Raw genomic sequence first — 1,075 nt, 5'->3', positions numbered from 1 at the left:
CGTGGGTTCAGGTGGTGGTTGCAACGCTGGTTGTGTTAGTTGCTGTTGGTTGTTGATAGTAGTTCGTTGAATTTTTCTGCTGGGGTGGCGAATTCGTGGACTTGACGGGGGCGGCGGTTGAGTCGGTCGGCGACCTCGCGGAGGCGGTCTTTGTCGTGCACGCTCAGGTCGGTGCCTTTGGGGAAGTATTGGCGCAGCAGGCCGTTGGTGTTCTCGTTCGTGCCGCGTTGCCAGGGGCTGGCCGGGTCGCAGAAGTAGACCGTCGCTGTTTTGGAGATCTCGACGTGTCGGGCCATCTCGCAGCCCTGATCCCAGGTCAACGAGCGCCGCAGATGCGCGGGCAATTCACCGAGGGTAGCGATGATCGCATCACGCACCTCGGGTGCGGAGTGCCCGTTGGGCAGGTGCAGCAACATCGTGAACCTGCTCGTGCGCTCGACGAGTGTCCCGATCGCTGAGCGACTGTACGGGCCGACGATCAGATCGCCTTCCCAATGCCCGGGAACGGCCCGGTCAGCGACCTCGGGAGGCCGCGCGCTGATATTGACCATCGGGTCGACGAATCGTTCCCGCGGGGTGCGCTGACCACGGGGTTTACGGGCTGCTCGGCCCGAACGCAACCCAGCGGCGAGTTGCTTTTTCAACTCGCCGCGCCCCTGTAGGTAGAACGTTTGATAGATCGTTTCGTGACTGACGTGCATGGACTCATCATCGGGGTACTCGCGGCGTAGCCGGCCAGCGACCTGCATCGGGGAGTGATCCTCGGCGAGCATCTGCTGTACGCGGGTGTGCAGGCGCGGGTTCACTGCGGGGTCGAGTTTGCGTGGGCGCGGGCGCCGCCGGCGAGCGGCCGCACCATGATCGGCCTGATACGGCAGGTAGTGCCCGTTGACGCTGTGGTTACGGACTTCGCGGCTCACGGTCGATTTGTGTTTACCGATCGCCGTACCGATCCTGGCGTAGGACCAGTGGTGGATCAGGCCGTCGGCGATCACCAGCCGATCGGCCAGGGTCAACAATCGGCTCGGAGAAGACAGCGTGCAGGGATTCACCTGCTCAGTGATAGCCGACTGCA

Annotated in this window: 1 protein-coding gene; it reads right to left on the bottom strand. The window is 63.3% G+C overall.

Going from position 1 to position 1,075, the window contains the following annotated elements; all coding sequences use genetic code 11:
- Nucleotides 1-35 precede the first annotated feature (35 nt).
- Nucleotides 36-1,075, bottom strand: a 1,040-nt coding sequence (locus L5G32_RS19130; RefSeq protein ID WP_237012668.1) for an IS30 family transposase, incomplete at its 5' end; no start/stop codon positions are given.

The sequence above is a fragment of the Gordonia zhenghanii genome (genome assembly GCF_021738965.1).
GTDB classification, from domain to species: domain Bacteria; phylum Actinomycetota; class Actinomycetes; order Mycobacteriales; family Mycobacteriaceae; genus Gordonia; species Gordonia zhenghanii.
Note: the sequence above shows the minus strand (reverse complement) of the source record. Positions and strands in the feature narration are given on the sequence as shown.